Origin of the sequence: Spirosoma arboris, from assembly GCF_009754945.1 — a bacterium.
GTDB classification, from domain to species: domain Bacteria; phylum Bacteroidota; class Bacteroidia; order Cytophagales; family Spirosomataceae; genus Spirosoma; species Spirosoma arboris.
Genome location: NZ_WPIN01000016.1, coordinates 18,349 through 39,710 on the forward strand (window position 1 = coordinate 18,349; position 21,362 = coordinate 39,710).

Below are 21,362 nucleotides of genomic sequence, written 5' to 3' on the forward strand. Positions count from 1 at the left end.
TATATGAGCAAGAGTTAAACGTTTTTTATTAACCTTACGAAGGCTGATTCAGAATGAAATCGGAATGGCACCTTTAAACTAATCATCTTGGCTATGACTAGTCTCTGAAGTTGCCCAAATGCCTTATTTTCTTCCCCAACACGGGTTTTCACTAATCAAAAGAAGAGAATTATGAAACAGGCTCACCTTAATTTTGTAAGTAGCCTACGACTTTATAACTATAAACTGAGATGGACCCTGCGAGAGTTTTGATTATCGAGGATCAGTTACTTACGGCCAATGTCTTGAAAGAAGGCTTATTAAAAGCAGGCTATGAAATTAGTGGGATCGCTCAGAATTATGAGGAGGCTATGGAGATTGTAAGAACTCATAACCCAGATTTTGCTTTAATTGATATTCAACTGGAAGAGGGCTCTTTAGATGGCATAGCAACTGCACTTGCTCTGTTGCGTTATAAAGAAATGCCCATTATTTATTTGACCGCAAATACAGATGTTTTCAACCGAGCAAAAGATACAAATCCAACTGCTTTTTTAGAAAAGCCTTTTCGAATAAAAGAACTGCTCCTTCAAATTGAGCTTGCTATTCATAATTTTTATACCAGTTCGGTGCCCTATAATATCCGCCAAACAGATCATTTATTTCTCCCCTTTGATAAGGCTCACATTCGAGTCCCAAAGGAGGATATATGCTACATAAAAGCCCAGCGAAACTACTCTGACGTATTTTTAACGCGCGATCGATATAAAAAAATTTTCCCTGACAAGAATAGCTATTCGCCAGTCCTTTTAACTCTTAATGCCGGATATTTATTCAAACACCTCCCGGCAAATTTTTTCCAATTGTCACGTTCAATCATTATTAATCTGAACTACGTTGATCGTGTTGAATCAGATATGATTCACCTGGAAGGCGATTTGTTACCCATCCCCGAAGGGAAGTATAAATTATTGCTTGAGCGGCTCAACACGATTAAGAGTCGGTAATGGAAAGATCCCTGGGGTGGATCGCACATTGAGCTAAAACCGACTCACCTTTCTTCTTTATGGCTTTTTATACTACTGATTTAAGCTGCCTATGGATCGCGTCTATTTAACCTTTCTATTTCTTATATCGCTCCTTTTTAGGTCTGGATTAGCTCAGCCAGTGAAAACCGCTGGATTTCCAGACTCAATAAACACCTATTTGCCTGATATTGAGCCAAAGGCCAAATTGCAACAATTGAAGGATGATTTATGGAGCGCACAATTACAGCATAATAAGATTGAAATAGGTGAAATCAGCTATCGGCTCGGTAAATTTTATCAAGGGGTAAGTCAGTATCTACCAGCCAGATATTGGTTCCTGCAATCGGTACGTATACGAGAGCCGCTCGGTCCTTCAGCGGACCTGGTAAAACTGTATATCCAATTAAGTAGCAACTATGGGATCGTATCGATGCAAACACGAAGTCTTTGGTATGCACAGCAAGCCTTAAAAACCGCCAGGCTGATGCGTGCCCCTGACTCAACTCATAGTCGAATGAGCGCCTATATGGTCATGGGGAATTTGCATGCCTCAGCCTGTCAGCAAGGACATACCAAGGCAAGTCGTGCACCTGTTCTGCATCCATTGAATAGCAATAACGCATCTGTCGTTCTGCAAAAAGTTGTGATTGACCGGATTCCCTGTGACAGTGCATTCTACTATTACAAATTAGCGCTACAACAGGCCCGGTTATTAAATGAACCAGATGAAGTATCGGGGATAACGGTTGATTTGGGAGCTTTATGGGCCCGAATTAATATTCAGCGTGCCATTCCTTATTATCAAGCGGCTTTGGCCAATTACATCTCTTCTCAACGTCCCACGCAGACCGTCTCAACGCGTCTATTACTGGCCGACTGCTATCTCACCCTGCATAAACCATTACTAGCCCGACGTTTCTTAGAAGACGCTAAGCAGGGCTATCAGACAGCACACCTGAATAGTCCAACCCTAGAAAGGAGACTAGCCAGCGGATATGATGAATTTTACCGGCAAACAGGTGATTATCAAAAAGCCTATACTTATCAGAAGCAAGTTTATGAATGGAAGCTCGCAGCCTTAAATACAGATCGAAATGGCGCCATTACGCGACTAGGGTTGGAATACGAAACCGAAAAACGAGAAGCGAAGCTAAAAAGTCAGCAACAGGCTTTAATCCTGAGCACTGAAAAACTAAGCGCTGAACAGAACCTAAGGAATGCCTTATTAGGTGGACTAGGAATTGCAGTCGGAGTAGGGGTTGCCCTTTATCGACTTTATCAAATCAATCGGCGTATTAGTCGCCAGAATGCTCAGCTCGTGACAGAGCAAAACCACCGGGTTAAAAACAATCTTCAGGCTATTTCCGATCTGCTGACACTTCAATCTTTCCAGCTAACGGATGTGACGACTAAAAAAGTAATTTCAGGCATACAGCATAGAATACAATCCATCGAATTGCTTCACAAAAGACTTTACGATAACCCCCAACAAGCACTCGCGGTAAAACTCAATGTCTATATTTCTGAACTCGTCATTCGTATTCTAGAGACATACGGCTTAGAGACCATTGAGCCTATATATACAATTAACGATGTCTGGTTGTCAGCCGATCAGACGTTGCCCTTTGGGCTAATTCTGTCCGAAATTGTTACCAATGCCTGTAAATATGCCTTTGTCGGACATTCTGCCCCTCAATTAATTATACGACTGGAATGTGTCGGCACTACGATACAACTGGTCGTGCATGATAATGGCCCTGGATTTTTGCTATCTGACGATGAACTCACCACTTACGGATTGAAACTCGTGAAGATGCAAGTGCAGCAACTCAAAGGATATTATACAATTATCAATCAGAATGGCACTCAGTTTAAGCTAACGTTCTCGTTACCTAAACTTTGATTGATGGGCAATGAGCCGTATCTAGATCAGTAAGAGCAATAGGCTAACGTTTATGTTTGCAGCGATGCCGTGCTAAAATTCGAAGAATGCCTAACCGAATGAATTTCGTACGATCTTATAGCTCTTCAAAGACGATTTTAGATTAAAATTTATCCCTATTTCGGATAAGAGACCAGCGAAAAGGAGACAAATAGTGTTGATTTGGGCCAACTGAAGTGATGAATAGGCCCTCTCACGGAACTTCTGAAGGAAAAAATGTTGTACCTATGTTGTACCAAGCAAAAAGGCCATCACGAATTTTTATTCGTAATGGCCTGATTATCAGAGTAGCGGGGAGCAGGATCGAACTGCCGACCTTAGGGTTATGAATCCTACGCTCTAACCATCTGAGCTACCCCGCCGTTTGATTCCACAAAAGTAAGGAAAAATCGGCTTTTGACAAAAAACAGCGTTGACTTTCGCAAAAAAAATCGTTTACCTTTGCCAATGACCCCTTTTGTATAATAAGTTATGGAGAAATTGAAATTTATCACCGAATATGAACTTCGGGCCTCTCCCAAAATGCTGTTCCCTTACATTAGCACGGCATCAGGCCTGTCGCAATGGTTTGCCAGCAAAGTCAATACAATGCCTGAGCAACGGTTCGATTTTCAATGGGATAACGAAAGTCACATTGCCCGGCAGGTATCGATGAGACAAAATAAAGGGGTTCGCTTTGAGTTTTTAAATACGGACGATAATGAGTCTGACAATAACTATGTTGACTTTCGGGTCGATCAAAGCGAATTGACCCAATCGACGTTTCTTCGCATTACCGACTACTCCAGTACCACCGACGAAGAAGAACTCAAAGATCTTTGGGATGGTTTAATGGATAAGCTGAAAGAAATTGTTGGCAGTTAACATTATTTACGAACTGCGATAAACGGTTTACGGCCTTATATCTGTTATTAAATCGTAATTCGTATGCTCCGGTGATGCGGTATAGCAGCTAAAGAAGGATCGTATAGCGTACATGAAAAAAATAGATAAATTAATACTCGGCTCGTTTTGGGGGCCGTTTTTTTTGACACTTGGCGTTGTCATCTTTATTTTTCTGATGCGACTGCTCATGTTTTATATTGATGATTTTGTTACGAAAGACCTCGATCTGGCCACCTTCGGCCGATTGCTCTTCTACTTTGCCCTCCTAACTATACCAACCGCCTTACCACTGGCTGTCTTGCTTTCGTCGCTGATGACTTTTGGAAACCTCGGCGAATTTTTTGAATTGACTGCCCTCAAAAGTGCCGGGATTTCGCTTACAAGGGCTATGCAGCCCTTGCTAATCGTTGCTATCGGTATAAGCGCTTTTTCATTCTGGTTCAATAATTCGGTTTCGCCCTGGGCAAATCTGAAAGGTTATAGCCTACTCTACGACATAAAAACTGCCAAAGCTACTCTGAATCTCAAGGAGGGGATATTTTACAACGATTTGCCGGGCTACAGCATTAAAGTAGATCACAAAATTAAGGGACCAAAAGACAGTAAAAACGGTGATTTGCTGAAAGGGTTAGTTATTTATAAGCACTCAACAAGCGGACTTGAATCGGGTAACCGCGAAATTATTTTGGCCGATTCGGGGCGGATGTATATAGATAAAGACCGCTCTTATCTTGTTTTTCAACTCTTCAATGGCAATGATTATCAAGAGTATTCAGATAATAATACCGTCAGTTTTGCCAGTGGTGGTATGACTAATAGTACTAGAGGAGCGCAGTTCATGCGGAACGGCTTTAAAGATTATCGGCTCGTAATCAGCATGGAGTCGTTTGGTATTAAACGTACCGATGAAAATCAGTTTGAGTACCATGAGTATATGAAAAATCTGAATGAACTTTCGACTCTAACGGACTCACTGCGAAAAGATTACACCAAGACAAGTCTGAATGTGGCTAGTACGTCGCGGCAATATTATAATTATCAATTTAAAGCAGACGCGGCTCTTCGACAAAAGGCAGTGAAAGATGGGAAATGGGTTGACTCACTTTTGAAAAAACGAGCCATTCCGACCCCAGATTTGGCGCAGGCTGCCCTGAGTCAGGCGCAAAATATTTTATCCTATTCAACATCTAATGTAACTTATCTGACCGAAAAGGAAAAGGGTGTCTGGAAGTATCAATTAGAAACTCATCACAAATTCACGCAGTCGATTTCCATTTTCGTCATGTTTCTGATTGGTGCGTCGATGGGGGCTATTATTAAGAAAGGAGGATTTGGGGTACCCGTACTCATTGCTATTGTCTTCTTTATTTTCCTGTATGTATTGACCATTGCAGGTGATAAATATGCTAAAGACGGATTACTTTGGGTACCCTTGGGTGCCTGGATGGCTAATATTGTCTTACTTCCAATTGGGTTATTACTGATGCAACGTGCCCGGCACGATTCACGCTTGTTCGATAAAGATGTTTATGTAATAGCCTGGGAACGAATGAAACGAAAATTTGTAGACTTTAAAAATCGTCGTTCATCAATTATTAGCCATCAGACTTAAAAGGGGCACCATATACAGAAACTATTGATTGATCACTAGTGACTATCGACTATTTTTGCTAACTTTGCACCCAAATTCAACTTTTCATTTTATTAGCTGTCTGAAGATGTATCTAACGACCGAAAAAAAACAGGAGATATTCTCCACCTCGGGCCATGCCAAAAGCGCAGCGGACACCGGGTCGGCCGAATCCCAGATCGCGCTGTTCACTTACCGGATCAGTCATTTAACTGAGCACCTGAAAGTTCACAAGCACGATTACGGCACCCAACTGGGTCTTTTAAAATTAGTAGGTAAGCGTCGGCGGCTGCTGAATTACCTCCTGAAGAAAGACATCACGCGATACCGGGCTATACTGGCCTCGCTGGGATTGCGGAAGTAATCGGCTACTTCACAAAAAAGGGAATCTGCACATAGTAGATTCCCTCATTTTTGTAGTTTCTATAAGAATGTGGTGAAAACCCGTTAAGAAACAAATTAAAGTTAAAAAATCCGGAAACGGTTGGTGGTTATTGAGGCATCAGACCACCGAAGCGGTTTAAAGCTGTAAGAGGACGTATTCAAAATCTGTTGTATGTTTCAAATCACCACGCAATCCGTTGCGCTGCCCGACGGGCGGGAAATTACCATCGAAACCGGAAAAATGGCCCGTCAGGCCGACGGTGCGGTGGTTGTACGATTAGGCGACACGATGCTGCTGGCTACTGTCGTATCGAGTAAAGAAGCCAAAGAAGGCGTTGATTTCCTTCCTTTATCTGTTGATTATCAAGAAAAATTTGCTTCGGCTGGCCGAATTCCTGGTAGTTTCCAACGCCGTGAAGGCCGCCTGGGCGACCACGAAATCCTGATTAGCCGATTAGTTGACCGCGCTCTGCGGCCTATCTTCCCGGATAATTATCATGCCGATACACAGGTAATAATTACCCTGATCTCGGCTGATCCTGAAGTACAGCCTGATGCTTTGGCCGCTTTGGCCGCTTCGTCAGCTCTGGCGGTATCAGATATTCCGTTCAATGGTCCTATTTCTGAAGTACGTGTTGCTAAAATCGACGGTCAGTATAAGATCAATCCTAAAACGTCGGAAATTGAACGTGCTACCATCGATTTGATCGTAGCCGCTACCGAGAAGGATATTTGTATGGTAGAAGGCGAAATGAACGAATGTTCGGAAGCCGAAGTCGTAGAGGCTCTCAAAGTCGCTCATGATGCCATCAAGGTTCAGTGTCAGGCACAGAAAGAATTGACGATTAAAGTAGGGAAGACCGAAAAACGTCAATACAATCACGAAACGCACGACGAAGAACTTCGTGCGGCTGTTCGGGCTGCTACGTATGATAAAATTTATGCGGCTGTCAGCCAGCAGAATCCAAGTAAAAAAGGGCGTTCTGAAGCGGCAAAAGCTATTCGTGATGAATATATAGCGTCATTTCCAGAAGGTTCGGAAGTGAATGTAGGTTTAATAAAAACCTATTTCCATGACCTGGAATGGGAAGCGTCACGGCGATTAGTACTCGATGAGCGTATCCGTTTGGATGGTCGTAAACTGGATGAAATTCGTCCGATCATGGCAGAAGCAGGTATTTTGCCTGGCCCACACGGATCAGCCCTGTTTACTCGTGGTGAAACGCAGTCATTAACGACGGCAACGCTTGGTACTAAAACGGATGAGCAGATTGTTGATCAGACCATGTACCAGGGATATGCCAAATTCCTGTTACATTATAACTTCCCTGGATTCTCTACGGGCGAAGTGAAGCCTAACCGGGGGGCTGGTCGACGTGAAATAGGCCATGGTAACCTGGCTCATCGATCACTGAAGAAAGTATTGCCGCCAGAGGCCGAGAACCCATATACCATTCGAATTGTATCCGATATTCTGGAGTCGAACGGTTCGTCGTCGATGGCGACGGTTTGCGCCGGAACGATGGCACTGATGGATGCTGGCATAAAAATCAAGGCACCTGTAGCAGGTATTGCCATGGGACTGATTTCGGACGGCGATAAATACGCTGTATTGTCGGATATCCTTGGCGACGAAGATCATCTTGGCGATATGGACTTCAAAGTAACCGGTACCGAAAAAGGGATCGTGGCCTGCCAGATGGACTTGAAAGTCGATGGTCTTTCATACGAAGTACTTGCTCAGGCATTAGAACAAGCTCGTTTAGGGCGACTTCACATTCTTGGCGAGATGAAGAAAGGTATTGCCGAAGTACGTGCTGACCTAAAACCACATGCGCCCCGTGCCGTTGTCATCAAAATCGATACCAACCAGATTGGAGCTGTTATCGGGCCCGGTGGTAAAGTTGTTCAGGATATCCAGAAGGATTCAGGTGCCGTTGTGAACATTGATGAACACGACAACGCCGGTTGGGTTAGCATTTTCGCGACCAGCAAAGAGAGTATGGATAAAGCCGTTTCGCGTGTGAAAGGCATAGTAGCTGTGCCAGAAGTTGGTGAAACGTATGTAGGTAAGGTTAAAACGATTCAGCCCTTTGGTGCCTTTGTGGAGTTCATGCCCGGTAAAGATGGGTTATTGCACATTTCCGAGATTAAGTGGGAACGCTTAGAAACGATGGATGGCGTCTTGCAGGTAGGTGAGGAAGTAACGGTAAAATTGATTGACGTGGATAAAAAGACAGGAAAGTATCGTTTGTCACGTAAAGTTTTGTTACCGAAGCCAGAGAACAAAAATGCGTAAGTCATTGTTACTTTTTTGTGTAATGCAACGTCAAAAGTTAGCGTTATATAGTCACTCCACCGGAGGCAACGTAATATGAGACAGCTAAAAATATCAAAACAGATTACCAACCGTGAAAGTCAGTCGTTAGACAAGTACTTACAGGAGATTGGTAAAGTGGACCTGCTTACGCCCGATGAGGAAGTAACTCTGGCCCAGAAAATCCGTGAAGGCGATCAACTATCGCTGGAACGCTTAACGAAGGCAAACCTCCGCTTTGTGGTCTCGGTTGCCAAACAATATCAAAACCAGGGTCTCTCGCTGGGTGACTTGATCAACGAAGGTAACCTCGGTCTGATCAAAGCCGCTCAACGATTCGACGAAACGCGTGGATTTAAATTCATTTCCTACGCTGTTTGGTGGATTCGTCAATCTATTCTGCAGGCTCTGGCCGAACAGTCTCGTATTGTACGTCTGCCATTGAACCGGGTAGGTTCACTGAACAAGATTTCCAAGACGTTCTCAGATCTGGAGCAAAAATTCGAACGCGAACCATCGCCCGAAGAGTTAGCTGCTGTTCTGGAGATTTCGGCTGCTGAAGTTGTTGATACACTCAAAATTTCGGGTCGTCACGTATCAATGGATGCACCGTTTGTGCAAGGTGAAGAAAATAGCCTGCTCGACGTACTTGAAAACGATGGTGAAGATAAACCTGATTCGGGCCTGATCAATGACTCACTGCGGAAAGAAGTACAGCGTGCACTTTCGACACTGACTCAGCGTGAAGCCGACGTAATCACACTTTATTTCGGCTTGAATGGTGAACACGCTATGACGCTTGAAGAAATCGGTGAGAAATTCAACCTGACCCGCGAACGGGTTCGGCAGATAAAAGAAAAAGCCATTCGTCGTCTGCGCCACACCTCACGGTCAAAGGCATTGAAGACGTATTTAGGCTAAACACCCTGTTTGCTTATGCAAAGCGGTTCCTGCGAAAGTGGGAGCCGTTTTTGTTTTACAAGCACTTGGCCATGAAAGGGTGAAAAACATAGATCATTTTGACAGAAATCAAATACTTAAAAATGGCTTTGGGATTGCATAACTAATGCTGAACCAACAAAAAAAGACAACCCAAACGAGCTGTCTTTTTTTGTTGTGAATATGTGCTAGTCTAATTCTTTAAAATCCAGGATTCTGTACCTGCCAATTCATCGATAGCTGCCATTTTGGCGACAGCCTCATTGCGAATGGACGAGCCAGCTGCTGCCACTTTATACATTTCTTTCTCGTTAGGCGCAGGCATAATGACAAACGCATCTTCATAACCCGCCTTCCGTAATTGGCGTCTTAATTTAAGGGCATTGTGCTTGCTCAAAAACACACCTGCAATCACCGTGAAATGAGGACCGGTACGAACAGGTTTGGCAACGGGAGCAGCGGCTTTTTCTACAACTTCTGATTTAACTGCCGCTGGTGCTTCAAGTTTCGCTTTAACGTCAGCAGATGTGAGTTCTGTCTTTGCAGTAACCTCAGATGGAGTAGGAGTAGGCGCAGCTACAGCTAACTCAGTAGGTTCTTCGATGACTGGCTTAATTTCTGAAACAGGAGTATAGGTAACTTTAGAGATGACAGTTGTCTTCGCTGGTTCTTTTACGCCTGTAAAACGCTCGAAGAAGGAAGTTGTAACACTTCGGAACAGGCTGGCTGGGTCAAGGCTACTCTGAAAGGGTTGATCTGGTTTGATAACTGAGAAATAGCTAACAGCACCGATTGAACTAACCAGTAACGCGATAGCTGCGACACGCCAGTAAGGACGAGCTGGTCGGTAAGGTATCAACTGTACATCATCTTCCCGAACCAGTAAGGGGCCGAGGTCAGTAACTGGAACAGCTTCGAAAGCAGGTTCTAGTTGGGGTTGACGATTGATGGCTTGAACTGACAGAGCGCTCATGCCATAAGCTTCGCCAAAAAAATTATGTCGCAGACTTGGAGAAAACTGTAATCGGCTTTCTTCATTGTGCGTGAAGGTGCCTATGCCTTCGAGTTCAAATCGCCCCGTTGATTCTACTTGCTGCCGCAATTCAGCTACAAACACGCTAACATGACGCTGCGCACCTTCGCGAGTGACGGGCTCATGGAGCATGATATAATTGGCCAGAATACCGTCATCGAAGCGCAGTGCTTCGTTGAAGGCAACTCGTTTGCGAGGGGGAAGATACAGACCAGAGGTTTCCGTAAAACTTGCCGATTGATAATGCGTCAGGAAGGCACCTAACTCAGGTACAACCACACAGTCGTACTGATACAGCAACTTTTTAAGGTAGTCATTGACGGAAGCCATAGTGTGCATCGATGGAGCGATTAGAACGAATAACTGATTCCTCCGAGAAAGTTAAGCCCTTGAGTTTGATAATACAAATAACGCTGGTAATTCTGGCTAAAGATATTATTTAATGCGACAAAGGCAGAGATCTGTTTTCCTAGGAAATAGTCAATTTTTAGGTTGGCATCGTAAATGGGTTTCAGCGTGTAGGTGATTCCAGATGTAAAGTTCTTGTTTTGAATACCCTCATAAAAATACAAATCAGCAGTGACGAATAATTTTTTATTCAGGATATATGAGTTGGTCCAAGTAGCCGTTGTACGAGGGCGACCCCAGGCAGCTTCGAGCCGGTCGAGGCCGTAGTTGAAAAAGTTAGCTTTAAGGGTGGAACGAAACTTGTCTTTCTGGGCATAGGCTAGCTGACCCGATACGGTCAACACATTTGTGATGCCCCCATCGTAGAGAACAAAGAATTTAGTTGTGTCAGGAAGGCTGTTGTTGAAGGTCGAAAAGTTTCGGTAACGGGCATAGGATACTTTTCCTTCATACGAAAAACCTCCGCCCAAATCCCCTTTCGTACCTCCGTAAATGTCGAGCGACTTAACAGTGTTAGCTAGTAGAACTTGCGGGGCAAGCCACTTATTCTCACCCAGTAACGAGCGAAGCGTATTTCGGTTAATGTCTCCGTCGACACCCGCAAAAATGTGAATATTGCCAACAGGAGCCACATCAATATCAATAACCGGGAACGCGCGCGTATCGTTTATACCCTGTCGCTGGTCGGTTTGATTCACTGCATTGATACCAGCGGTTATTGTGAATAGAGAAGAGGCATATTTAAACGTTGGTTTTACCCGAAACAGGTTACGGTTATCGACAATCGAGCCGTCACTCCGTTGAGTTACGTAGGCATCGGCAGCTATAAGTGCGTATACATTGTCGGTAATTCCAAGCGAGGCATTCAGATTTGTGCCCCAGTCAGTTTCTGACGCATTGAATCGATCACTTAAGGTGGTGATTCCCGTGCGCAGTGAATAGTCGATTGCATTGTCCGAATTTACATTTTCAATGCCAAGTTTGAAATTGAGCGTATTGAGTCGCTGTTTAATCAGGTCAGGATTGAAAGTGGGTGAAGCTGCGTATTCCCGACTATATCCGTAAAAATTATAGGTGTTTCGGTCGAAACCGAGGTCGGCTTGTAGTTTGAATGCATCGGTCAGGTATTTACCCGTCACTCGGACCCGCGTATCGCTTTGCGCTGAATTCTTACCGTCGACGGGGCCAAGCGCCGATGACAAATGCCGAACTGATCCTTCTAACGCTAGGTTCGACAGGGCATTGATACCCACGAATCCTTCGCCTAAAAATGAGCTGTAATTTCCAGCTCCTAACTTAACATAGTTACTATAGGCAGGGGTGTCATCGGCCTTGCCCAAGGCTGGGTCTAACACACCGGGTGTAATTTTGGGGTCGCCGATTGTTAATTTTCGATCTTCGAATTCATACGTCAGCTTTCGTTGCTCGGCCGACGGTTTTATCGATGGAATCTTGTTGAAAATCCGGTTGGCGGGAGGCAGTTCAATCTTCCTGCTTTTTTCGACAGTAATTTCCTGATTATCGACTTCGCCTTCTTTCACAGGGCGCGTCGGCTTTGGCTGTTGGGCGTAAAGCGCAGCCGACAGAGAAAGTAAGGTAAGGGAGAGTAAGGGGCGGTTTGGGTGAATCATACGGTTGATGTATGATATATGATGTGTGATATATGATATATGATGTGTGGTATATGAGGTACAATTGCTCTTTGCATTCGTACCTCATATACCACACATCATATATCATATATCATACAGCATACATCTATCTAATTTTTAGACTCCAGCGTGGCCAGTTTTTGTTTGGCTTCGGCAACGATGGTTTCGTCGGATGAGTTTTCAATGATTGAATTCAGAACGGCCTTGGCCTGGGCGGGCTCGTCAAGAGCAACGTTATTGTCGGATACCAGAATGAACGCTTTGCCTTTCCAGTATTCAAAATCGCTGAACTGCTCATTGAACTTTAACAGCGTTGCTACCGACTCCTTGTATTTTTTCTGCTTGTACAGAATTTCGCCGAGGTGATATTGAGCTTCAGCTCCGTTTATGTCTTTGGCGAGTGCAATCGTTTTCTCGAAATCAGCCTGAGCAGTTTTGTAATCACTTTTTCCAAGAGCTACTTTACCAAGCATCAATTGAGCCCGGTTCTGAGCCCCCGACACCACGTTACCTGCAGCGATAACATCACGCGCAATAGCAGCAGCTGAGTCAGGTTTTGGATAAGCAAAATAGGTGTCCATCAAGCCTAATTGGGCCGCTACCTGTTCGGCTTTGCCATTGGCTCTACTCAGAATGATCTGGTAATTTCGAATGGCACGAGGATAGTTTTTCTGTTTAGCTTCTAACTCAGCTGCCCGTGTGGCCGCTCGGACCAGATAATCCGATTTGTTATCGGCGATCACTAAGTTGTAGTAACGTAGCGCGCTGGCTGGATCATTGGTCTGTCGATAGGATTCAGCCAGATAATACCTGGCTTCATTCGTATTAGGGCTGTTCGGATATTCCTGCATAAACGAGAGTAGCGACTGGATGGCCTGCGGATATTTTTCGTTGGCGTAAATATTCTTGGCGTTTTCGAACTGTACCCGCTCTACATCTGTGCTACCCGGATTGCTTTTCTTATACTGACCCAATACTTGTGAAAATTCTTCGGGTCGACCGGCATCATTCAATGTGTTTTGAATACCCAGCAGAGCACTTTGCGCCTGTTCCGAATCGCCATAATTATCTAAAATACGTTTGTAATCGGCGACGGCGGGGTCGTATTGTTGAATATTGCCATAAGCAATAGCACGCTTTAGAAGGGCCGCAGGAACGAGTGCACTATTGGGCTTGTCCTGAATCAACTTTGTATACCCCTGAATGGCCACCTGATAGGAGCCTTTCTCAAAATCAACATTCGCTTTTTGAAGAAGAGCTTCGTCGACAAAGCGAGAGTTCGGAAACTGCCGTTGTACCTGATCGAATTGGGCTTTGGCCTCCGTATCGCGACCAACGTAGCTTAAGATCATGGCTTTCTGGTAAGCCGCATAATCTTTATCGGCTGCATTCTGAGCAATGGCCTGGTCGTAGTAACGCATCGCGTTTTCATATTGCTTCGATGCAAAATAGGTATCGGCTAAGCGTATCGTCGCGTCCTGCACCTGGGCTCTGTCGTCGGAACCAGCACCACGACTCACGAAATCGCGGAAGTAGGGGAGCGCATGAGCATAATCTTTTTTATTGTAATACGCATAACCGAGTGCATATAGGCTCCTGGTAGCGTAATCACCTGAACCCGATTTAGAAATGCTGGCGTATAAGGGAATGGCTGTATCATATTGTTTTCCTGCCGAATAGGATTCCGCTTTCCAGAATTGCGCGGCCTGTTGCAGGCTGTTGTCGACCGGAAATTTCAAGGATTTGTCCAGATTCGCAACTGCCTGAGGATAGCGTTCGGCGTTGAAATCGTTCACACCCTGATTGTAGGTCAGCCGCTGGTATGTTGCGTTGATTTTGGATGTTCGACGTTTCAGTCCCTCAATATAAGCAATAGCCGCTGGGTAGTTATTGGACGCATAATACGCTTCACCGACCAATTCGTTGGCTTCGTTTTCAAACTTACTATCAGGGTATTGCTTCAAAAAAGCGGTCAGTTCTTTCACGGCGTCGGCCCCGTTATTTTGGTCCAGTTGCAGTTTCGCGTGGGTGAACCGGGCTTCTTCCTGAATCTCGCGGTTGAACGACAAACGCCCGGCCTGATCGAAGGCTGTCAGCGCGTAAGTTGGGTTTTGTGTTTGTAAATAACTGACTCCTAGTGTATACGCGGCATATTGGGCGGTTGTGTCTTTCCCGCCAGATAAGGTTTTGAGCTGGGCGATGGCGTCGTTATACGCTCCGGTACGGAACAATGACTGGCCATAACGGAACTTAACCGCACCGGGCGCTTTGGCGCCCGCAGCATTGATGTACTGTTTATAATACGGAACTGCTCTGGCAAACTGGTTTTGCTGATAAAAAACTTCGGCTGTAAATAAAGCTACTTCGTTCAGACTACCGCCATTATTCCGCTTGAGCAGCGGTTCGGTATAGGCCAGCAAATCGTCGAATCGGCGCTGCTTGTAGAGGGCCTGAGCAATCCAGTTAGGTACCTGGTTTTGATAGGTTGGATTGGTTTCAATCCGCTTAAAATCAGCAACGGCTTCGTTGTAATTCCGGTTGCGAAAATTGATCACTCCAGCATAGTAAGATGCAGCGGGTGCATCGGGTGAGCTAGGATCGAGTTTAACTTCGTTTAGAAGAGGCAACGCATGCTGCAAATCCTGCGTATTGTAATAGGAGAGGGCCAGTTGGTATTTGTAGGCAATCTGCTGAGCGCTATTACCACCCTGGCCCACAGCTTTTTCCAGGAAATTAATGGCTTTTGTATAATCCTGACGATTGTAATAATACGTTCCTAAATCGCCATATAACTGGCCGGCTTTCGGGTGCTGACTATGATTTTGAACGAATCGATCGACAAGGAGTTCAGCACCTGGCTCGTCGATGTAGAGGCTAGTCAGAGCAATATAGTATTCTGCTTCAACAGCGTTTTGGTCGCCGGTATTGAGTAAGGTTTGGGAACCATCACCCCGTCGGGGTTCTAGATATTGGCGGAATTCATAACGGGAAGCGGCATAATTGGCTTTCTCAAAGAGTTCAAGCCCATTTCGGTAATGATAGTCGGGTTCGGCATTGCTCTGGGTTCGCTGAGCCCATGTCGATAATGAGGTAAATAACCCAATGGTCAGAAAAAACAGCAACCGAAACGAAATCCTGCGGTGTGACTGGTGGTGACCTGATTGGGTGGTTGAATAGGGCATAAGTAAAATAAAAGTTTCAAGTTTTAAGTTTAACGTTTCAAGTTTACCGTTGATGAAAACCGCTCCGGCGGTCCGGTTGAAACCTGAAACTTTGAACCTAAAACTACCATATGAGAAGATTGCGTCGTAGTTTCGCTGGAAATTGACAAATATCAGGTCAATTCTGGACAAAAAACGAAGGTATTCCTGTTTCCGTATGAAAAAAAACGCCCGGCTTCTGTATTTACTTACTGTCTGGACATTTTTTATTCCATTTTTATCAACTGCGACCGACTTATTAGTCGATGACGAAACGCTCCCAGCGGCCTCTCCCAGTGTAACGTATGTGCTTTCGATGCCCGAACCGCAGACGCACTATTTTGAGGTTGAAATGCAGCTAAAGAACGTTGCGGCTGCTACAAACGCCAAGAAAAACGGGTATATCGATATCAAAATGCCTGTCTGGACACCGGGTTCCTATCTGATTCGGGAGTATGCCAAGAACGTAGATGGGTTTACCGCTTCTGCTGGTCGTGATGCCGGATCGGAAAAGAAAGTTCTGAGCGAGAAGATCCGTAAAAATGCCTGGCGGGTATATACCATCGACGATAATCTGACCGTCCGCTATAAGGTGTATGCCAATGAGCTAACCGTTCGAACGAGTTTCGTGGATATTGAGCACGGGTATGTGACGCCTGCCGGAATGTTTATGTATCACGACGCACTAAAAACCATCCCGTTGCGTGTGGTCGTGCAACCGTACAAGGCCTGGAAAAGCGTCGCTACTGCGCTGGAACCGGTGGCTGGTCAGAATTTCACCTACGAAGCGGCTGATTTTGATTTACTGATTGATTCTCCTATCGAAATTGGCAATCACAAAACGTTTAGTTTCACAGCTTCCGATATACCGCATACGGTGTCGATGTTTGGCGATGTCGAGTATAACGAAAAGAAGTTAGCCGAAGATTACAAACGGGTTTGTGAGGCCGCAGCTACTGTGGTGGGTGAGCATCCTTGCAAGCACTACACTTTTATCGTTCATCACATTCCGCCGGGTGGGGGTGGACTGGAACATCTGAACTCGACAACACTCGAAACGACGCGCAACGCCTACGCCACCGAAGCAAACTACAAGCGGTTCCTGTCGCTGGTGGCGCACGAATATTTCCACCTTTGGAATGTTAAACGCATTCGGCCTATTGCGTTGGGACCGTTCGATTATGAGAACGAGAATTATACGCATATGCTCTGGTTATCAGAAGGTTGCACGTCGTTCTATCAGGAATATATTCTCCGACGGGCCGGATTCCACACTCCGGATGCTTACCTTACACTGGTTGCCAGTGGGATTACAGAGATTGAAAATCAGCCAGGCACACGTATACAGTCTGCGGCAGAATCGAGTTGGGATGCCTGGATTAAAGGATATCGGCCAAACGAAAATTCGGCGAATACGCAGATTTCGTATTACAGCAAGGGTAGCGTTTTGGGGACGTTGTTGAATCTGGCGATTCTGGCAGGCAGCAATGGCCAACGTAACATGGACGATCTGTTGCGGCTCCTGTACAATGAATATTACAAAAAACAGAAGCGTGGCTTTACCGACAACGAATTCCGGCAGGCCGCTGAACAAGTTGCGGGCCGTAAACTTGACGACTTTTTCAATATCGGTGTCAATACCGCCGAGCCAATTAACTACGACGCCTATTTTGAACCGGTTGGCTTGCAGTTAGTGAATCTGGCTAGTAAAACACAGGATGGTTTTCTGGGAGCCGCTACGACGATAGCCAATGGTAAATCAACGATTTCGAGTGTTCGACGTGGTTCGGCAGCTTACAATGATGGCCTGAACGTGGGTGACGAAATCATTTCGATCGACAAAGTTCGAGTAGGTGATGATTTGCTTCGGATCATTAGCGGTCGGCGGGTTGGCGAGACCCTGAAAGTATTGGTAAACCGGGCTGGTTTCGTGCGCGAAATTCCCGTTACGCTTACGCAGAACCCATTGGTTAGCTATCGCCTTGAACCGTTACCCAATCAAACGGCAGAGCAAAAAGCATTGTATAGTAAGTGGTTGTATATCAAGTGAATGGGTAAGATTTTTAAACACAAAGACACGGAGAACACAGCGATAAAAAAGCCTTCTTCTGTGTATTCTCCGTGTCTCTGCGTTTAAATCTATTCTCCTCAAAGCTTTCGGTACATAATGTACGCGTTTGTCAGGCCATTTTGTTTGTGATTAAATGCCTCCGGAATTTCTCCAATTATTGCAAAGCCTAATTTTTGCCAGAGTCGAACGGCCCGTTCGTTGCTTTTGACCACAATATTGAATTGCATGGCTTTATAGCCAAGTCGCCTGGCTTCGACTATTGAAAATTCTCCCATTGCTTTCCCTACACCTTGTCCTGAGGCCGCTGGACTAGTCATATATGAACCATTGGCTATGTGTGAACCAAGATCAGGCTGGTTGTCTCTGAGCACGAACGTTCCTACTAGGTTGCCGTTTAGCTCAGCAACGTATGTGTGCCTGTCTGGGCCATACCAATAGGCCAGCATTTTTTCTTTCGATGAATTCGGGTCAAAAGCGTAGGTATCGCCACCGGCGATCACCGGCTGGATTATTTCCCAAATCGAATCTCTATCAGCCGAAGTTGCTTTTCTAATATCAATCATAAGTAAGCGTGCCCCTGTACCAGCACGGGTTATTAATTAGGAAATTCTAGACTGAACCTCCATTCTTCAACCGAATAATCTCTCCCGCAATGCTAATGGCGATTTCTTCTGGTGTCCGACTATTGATGGGCAAGCCAATAGGCGCATGAATTCGATTTAGCTTTTCTTGGTCGAACCCTTCAACCCGGTATTCGTCAAACAGCTTTTCGATCTTTGTTTTACTGCCCAAGACGCCAAAATAAGCGAGCTGCTTATCCACTAAAGCCCGTATGGCCAGATCATCGGTACGGTAGCCAAAGGTCATCACGACGACATAATTGTTTTCTCCAGAGGGTATTTGATCCGCTAAATCACTGTAGCTGCTGACCAGGATTTTCTCATGGACTACGTCATTCAGAACCATTGTGTGCAGATCAGGACGGTCGTCAAACACGCGAATATAGAAGTCCATTAGGCTCATAATGCGCGATAAAGCCAGCGCGCAATGACCACCACCAATAATGAAAAGCTGATTTTTATAGCCCAATTGCTCCTGATATACCCACTTCTCTTCCGACTGCATCGTGAACAGGTAATTAGCTTCGGGTATCTGATCAGCGAAGAAACAAATGCCTGCGGGCGATAATTCGAGGTATCCGTTTTGATTCTGTTCGAGGCAGGTGACAATTGCCTGAATGGCTAATAAATCACTTGGTTGCACACGATACAAAAGAATGGTTTGATCGCCAGAGCAGATCATTCCGCTTTGATTTCGGGCTGCGGTTTTGTCGTGATACTGCGTCCGAATAGAAAGCTCAGGGGTTGCCCAGAACGCCGGACCGTGTTTCAGTTTTTCCTTAGCTATTTCCACAAACTTATGCTCCATAATGCCACCGCCAATGGAGCCTTCCATAGCACCTTGTGCATTAACTGCCATCAGAAAGCCCTGTCTGCCGGGACTGCTTCCGTGACTTTCAAGCACATACAACAGCATGGCTGGCAGGTTTTGTTGCCCACTTTTATGGATTAACTGCCAGGTCGTTAGCTGTTTGGGTATGGGCATGGGGCATTGAGTGCTGAGCAGGGTTGATGTTATACAAAGCCAGCAGGACTTTTTCGGGCGTCATAGGGGCATCAAACGGAATTTTAGCGGATGGGTTAAACGCCAGCACTGCATTCCGTAAGGCAAAATAAGCACCGATGCCGTACATTAACGGAGGTTCGCCAACGGCTTTTGATCGAAATATAGCTAAGTTTTCGGCTTCCGTCTGGAGCGGCTCAATCGCGATTTCTTTCGGGACCGAATAAATATCGGGCACTTTGTAGGTGGATAACGCATTCGAGCGTAGTCGGCCTGCTTTATCGAATATGACCTCCTCCATCGTCATCCAGCCAATGCCCTGTACAATGCCGCCTTCAATCTGTCCCCGGTCAATGAGCGGGTTCATACTGGTCCCAAAATCATGGACCACTTTAACGGCATCGGTTTCGTAGGTCCCCCGCAAACAATCTACAGTCACTTCAACGATGGCCGTTCCGTAGACATGGTACGCGAATGGATGCCCTTTTTCCAGTGTTTTGTCATAGTGAATATCTGGCGTAGCGTAGTGACCATGTTCAGACAGACTTACTCGGTTCGCGTAAGCGGCTATCAGGAGTCGGTTCCAGTCCCAATCCGTTTGTGCCCCATTCACATAAACCCATTCGTCTTGCAGACTAACGGTATTTACGTCAACGTTTAACTCGTCTGCCGCAACAGCCTTGAGCCGATTCATGATGGCTGTACAAGCTATCTCTACTGCCTTGCCATTCAAATCGGCGGTGGCGCTGGCGGCTGAGGGAGAGGTGTTCGCGATGCGATACGTGCTGGTCGAAAGAACTTTGACCCGCTTTGGCTGAATAGAAAATACATGCGCGGCTACCTGGAGCATTTTGGTATTTACACCCTGTCCCATTTCTACAGCCCCCGTGCTCACGCCCACGCTACCATCTGTATAGACATGCACCAGCGCCCGTGCCTGATTCATTCGGGTGTTTGTAAACGAAATTCCGAAACAAATTGGCATTAGTGCTATACCCTTCTTGTACAGTAGGTTAACAGTGTTAAATGAATCTACTTTATTGCGAATTTCGTCTATTTCGTATAACTCGTTTGCTTTGCTCCAACAGGCATTCGCTTCGCTCTGCGCTTTTTGTCCGAAGGGAAACTCATCGCCCGTTTGTTGCAGGTTTTTCGCCTGAATAACGGACGCATTGATACCAAGCTCTTCGGCTGCTTTAGCAATAGCGGCTTCAATCACGAACATGCCCTGCGGTCCACCAAAGCCCCTGAATGCGGTATTGGGTGGTAAGTGTGTTCGACAACTGTAAGCTGTTGCGGTTACGTTTGGAATGAAATAGGTATTCGTGGAGTGGAACAGCGTTCGCTCCATCACCGCCGGAGATAAGTCGGCGGCCGCACCGGCATTCTGGTAAAAGGTCACTTCGTAGGCAACCATCTTCAGATCTTTATCGAGGCCCAGTTTGAAGTCGGAGGAGTAGGGGTGACGCTTACCCGTCATCGCCATATCTTCCATCCGATGCAGGGAATATTTGACAGGTTTGTTCAATATGTGCGCTGCCAGTGCACATAAGGCTGCCCACATATTGGCCTGATCTTCTTTGCCGCCAAATCCACCACCTAACCGGGTAACATCGACGTCAATCTCGTGCATAGGCAAACCCGACGATCGGGCTACGGCCCGCTGCACCGCTGTTGGTCCTTGGGTAGACGAGTAAAGTTTGATTCCGCTATTCTCCTGCGGAATGGCGTAGGCCCCCTGTGTCTCAATGTATAAATGTTCCTGCCCGTTGGTATCGGTGGTTCCTTCAATCACATAAGTACACTCTGCCCAGGTTGTCAATGTATTACCTAAGCGGAATGTTCTTGCAGGGACAATCAATTGTCCAGCGGCCTGTGCTTCTCGCGGATCGGTGATAACGGGTAACGGTTCAATATCTATCGTAATGCGTTTGACAGCAGCTCGGGCTATATCCTCGGTTTCGGCAACGACGAACGCGACAGGCATACCGCAATAATCGACGTGGTGTTCTGCTAGCAGAGGTTCATCAGGAATAATACCACCAATCTGGTTTTCGCCCGTTACATCTTTATAAGTCAAAATACGCACCACACCGGGCATGGCTTCGGCGGCTTTCAGATCCAAATTCTTAATGAGACCATGCGCTACCGGCGAACCGAAAGCGGCTCCGAACAACGTACCGCGAATAGTCGGAATATCGTCCAGATAAACTGATTCGCCCCGCACGTGTGTTCTGGAATCAATATTTTTCATGTCGTTTTAAACGCAAA

At 45.7% G+C, this 21,362-nt stretch carries 14 protein-coding genes and 1 tRNA gene; 8 read left to right on the forward strand and 7 right to left on the reverse strand.

Going from position 1 to position 21,362, the window contains the following annotated elements; genetic code table 11:
• Positions 1–230 precede the first annotated feature (230 nt).
• Both GO755_RS30800 and GO755_RS30805 read left to right on the forward strand, forming a co-directional pair.
• A complete protein-coding gene (locus GO755_RS30800; protein ID WP_157589282.1) occupies positions 231–986 on the forward strand; it encodes a response regulator transcription factor in 756 nt (251 codons plus the stop codon).
• A gap of 91 nt (positions 987–1,077) precedes the next feature.
• Positions 1,078–2,910, forward strand: coding sequence for a sensor histidine kinase (locus GO755_RS30805; protein WP_157589283.1), 1,833 nt, complete (start codon positions 1,078–1,080; stop codon positions 2,908–2,910).
• Positions 2,911–3,237: 327 nt separating this feature from the next.
• On the opposite strand, the gene GO755_RS30810 is transcribed toward GO755_RS30805, so the two are convergent.
• Positions 3,238–3,311, reverse strand: a tRNA-Met gene (locus GO755_RS30810).
• A 109-nt stretch (positions 3,312–3,420) separates the two neighbouring features.
• On the opposite strand from GO755_RS30810, the gene GO755_RS30815 reads away from it, so the two are divergent.
• The 5 genes from GO755_RS30815 to GO755_RS30835 all read left to right on the forward strand — a co-directional run bounded on the left by GO755_RS30815 (position 3,421) and on the right by GO755_RS30835 (position 9,086).
• Positions 3,421–3,813 carry an START-like domain-containing protein gene (locus GO755_RS30815; RefSeq protein ID WP_157589284.1) on the forward strand — a complete coding sequence of 131 codons (393 nt, stop codon included), beginning with the start codon at positions 3,421–3,423 and terminating at the stop codon, positions 3,811–3,813.
• A gap of 112 nt (positions 3,814–3,925) precedes the next feature.
• The gene (locus GO755_RS30820; protein ID WP_157589285.1) at positions 3,926–5,446 is read left to right on the forward strand and encodes an LptF/LptG family permease; all 1,521 of its coding nucleotides are present in this window, start codon (positions 3,926–3,928) and stop codon (positions 5,444–5,446) included.
• A 106-nt stretch (positions 5,447–5,552) separates the two neighbouring features.
• The gene (gene rpsO / locus GO755_RS30825; RefSeq protein WP_157589286.1) at positions 5,553–5,828 is read left to right on the forward strand and encodes a 30S ribosomal protein S15; all 276 of its coding nucleotides are present in this window, start codon (positions 5,553–5,555) and stop codon (positions 5,826–5,828) included.
• Positions 5,829–6,020: 192 nt separating this feature from the next.
• Positions 6,021–8,147, forward strand: coding sequence for a polyribonucleotide nucleotidyltransferase (locus GO755_RS30830; protein ID WP_157589287.1), 2,127 nt, complete (start codon positions 6,021–6,023; stop codon positions 8,145–8,147).
• A 75-nt stretch (positions 8,148–8,222) separates the two neighbouring features.
• The gene (locus tag GO755_RS30835) at positions 8,223–9,086 is read left to right on the forward strand and encodes a sigma-70 family RNA polymerase sigma factor (RefSeq protein ID WP_009282104.1); all 864 of its coding nucleotides are present in this window, start codon (positions 8,223–8,225) and stop codon (positions 9,084–9,086) included.
• Between the two features lie 211 nt (positions 9,087–9,297).
• Here GO755_RS30835 and GO755_RS30840 read toward each other — a convergent pair whose 3' ends face one another.
• From GO755_RS30840 to GO755_RS30850, 3 genes are all read right to left on the reverse strand, one after another.
• Entirely contained in the window at positions 9,298–10,467 is a 1,170-nt protein-coding gene (locus tag GO755_RS30840) for an HU domain-containing protein (protein ID WP_157589288.1), read from the reverse strand.
• Positions 10,468–10,487: 20 nt separating this feature from the next.
• Entirely contained in the window at positions 10,488–12,176 is a 1,689-nt protein-coding gene (locus tag GO755_RS30845) for a TonB-dependent receptor (RefSeq protein WP_157589289.1), read from the reverse strand.
• Positions 12,177–12,307: 131 nt separating this feature from the next.
• On the reverse strand, positions 12,308–15,379 hold the full coding sequence (locus GO755_RS30850; RefSeq protein ID WP_157589290.1) for a tetratricopeptide repeat protein: 3,072 nt from the start codon (positions 15,377–15,379) through the stop codon (positions 12,308–12,310).
• 196 nt (positions 15,380–15,575) lie between these two features.
• Here GO755_RS30850 and GO755_RS30855 point away from each other — a divergent pair, with 196 nt between their 5' ends.
• The gene (locus tag GO755_RS30855; RefSeq protein WP_157589291.1) at positions 15,576–17,447 is read left to right on the forward strand and encodes a M61 family metallopeptidase; all 1,872 of its coding nucleotides are present in this window, start codon (positions 15,576–15,578) and stop codon (positions 17,445–17,447) included.
• 98 nt (positions 17,448–17,545) lie between these two features.
• Here GO755_RS30855 and GO755_RS30860 read toward each other — a convergent pair whose 3' ends face one another.
• Genes GO755_RS30860 through GO755_RS30870 form a run of 3 tightly spaced genes read right to left on the reverse strand, consistent with a single transcriptional unit; the run spans position 17,546 to position 21,345 of the window.
• The gene (locus GO755_RS30860) at positions 17,546–18,031 is read right to left on the reverse strand and encodes a GNAT family N-acetyltransferase (RefSeq protein WP_157589292.1); all 486 of its coding nucleotides are present in this window, start codon (positions 18,029–18,031) and stop codon (positions 17,546–17,548) included.
• 46 nt (positions 18,032–18,077) lie between these two features.
• Positions 18,078–19,073 carry an XdhC family protein gene (locus tag GO755_RS30865; RefSeq protein ID WP_227687152.1) on the reverse strand — a complete coding sequence of 332 codons (996 nt, stop codon included), beginning with the start codon at positions 19,071–19,073 and terminating at the stop codon, positions 18,078–18,080.
• The gene (locus GO755_RS30870; protein ID WP_157589293.1) at positions 19,030–21,345 is read right to left on the reverse strand and encodes a xanthine dehydrogenase molybdopterin binding subunit; all 2,316 of its coding nucleotides are present in this window, start codon (positions 21,343–21,345) and stop codon (positions 19,030–19,032) included. The genes GO755_RS30865 and GO755_RS30870 overlap by 44 nt, the downstream gene beginning before the upstream one ends.
• Positions 21,346–21,362 lie beyond the last annotated feature (17 nt).